Here is a 1285-nt window from a genome sequence, read left to right on the forward strand (position 1 = left end):
GCCCATAATGCGTGCACTGGCGCGACATCCGACGCCATTCATGGCCATATCAATGATTTTCTGGTGCGTACCGGGCTGAGAGGCGGTGTAAGTGAACTGTAGTTGCCATGTTTTACGGCAATGAGAGCAGAGATAGCGCTGATGTCCGGCAGTGCTTTTGCCGTTACGCACCACGCCTTCAGTAGCGGAGCAGGAAGGACATCTGATGGAAATGGAAGCCACGCAAGCACCTTAAAATCACCATCATACACTAAATCAGTAAGTTGGCAGCATTACCGGCAGTGTTATTTGTAAAGGCAGTGTTATTTATTATCGTATAACCTGAAGGATGCTTGCTGTCGCTATTATTATCGGTAACATCGATTGCACCGCCATCGCCATCACTGTAACTTGTTGATGTATATGCCTGGTTGTTATCAAAAATAACATCACTTAAATAGACGTCATTATTAATGGTATAAATTGCGCCACCTTTGCCATCATTAGCGATATTATTGCGAAACATGGCGTTAGTGACACGTAAATCGACGGCACCAGTATCATTAGTACCAGAAGAATAGATTGCGCCACCATAGCCGCCTGCGACGTTACCAGAAAAAATAACATCAGTAAGATTCAGCGTTGAGTTTTCTTTAGCAAATATGGCCCCGCCGTTATTATATTCTCCTGTAACGGTGTTATTGGCAAACAGAGTCATTCCAGTTTCATTTTCTGGTAATAGTGAAAATTCCGCTCCTTGTTGCAAAAATACGGCTCCTCCGCTGGCGTTATTGGTCATATCCGAAAAAACCAGCCATTGCCCATCGGCGACACTCCAGTCCTGCGTAATGCCTGAAAGGCTTTGCCTGCTGGCGTGACAACTCGCTTTGATATCATATCCCTGGCATAAATCAATGGCCGCCGCGACACCGTTAGCAGAGAAAAGAGATGCAATCATTGACGGGAGTAGAGATAAATACTCCTTGCGTAGGGTAATGCTGCCAACTTACTGATAGTGTTTTATGTTCAGATAATGCCCGATGACCTTGTCATGCAGCTCCACCGATTTTGAGAACGACAGTGACTTCCGTCCCAGCCTTGCCAGATGTTGTCTCAGATTCAGATTATGTCGCTCAATGCGCTGAGTGTAACGCTTGCTGATAACGTGCAGCTTTCCCTTCAGGCGTGATTCATACAGCGGCCAGCCATCCGTCATCCATACCACGACCTCAAAGGCCGACAGCAGGCTCAGAAGACGCTCCAGTGTGGCCAGAGTGCGTTCACCGAAGACGTGCGCCACAACCGT

At 47.2% G+C, this 1285-nt stretch carries 1 protein-coding gene and 2 pseudogenes; all 3 read right to left on the reverse strand.

Annotated features, from left to right (window positions below; genetic code table 11):
- Window positions 1-222, reverse strand: a 222-nt coding sequence (locus tag BGK49_RS15010; protein ID WP_005004670.1) for an IS1 family transposase, incomplete at its 3' end; no start/stop codon positions are given.
- Window positions 223-277: 55 nt separating this feature from the next.
- A pseudogene (locus tag BGK49_RS15015) lies at window positions 278-937 on the reverse strand (AIDA-I family autotransporter YfaL); the annotation flags it as partial.
- Between the two features lie 48 nt (window positions 938-985).
- Window positions 986-1285, reverse strand: a pseudogene (locus BGK49_RS15020) (IS1-like element IS1X2 family transposase); the annotation flags it as partial.

The sequence above is a fragment of the Shigella sp. FC1544 genome (assembly GCF_001722145.1).
In the GTDB taxonomy this organism is placed as follows: Bacteria; Pseudomonadota; Gammaproteobacteria; order Enterobacterales; family Enterobacteriaceae; genus Escherichia; species Escherichia coli.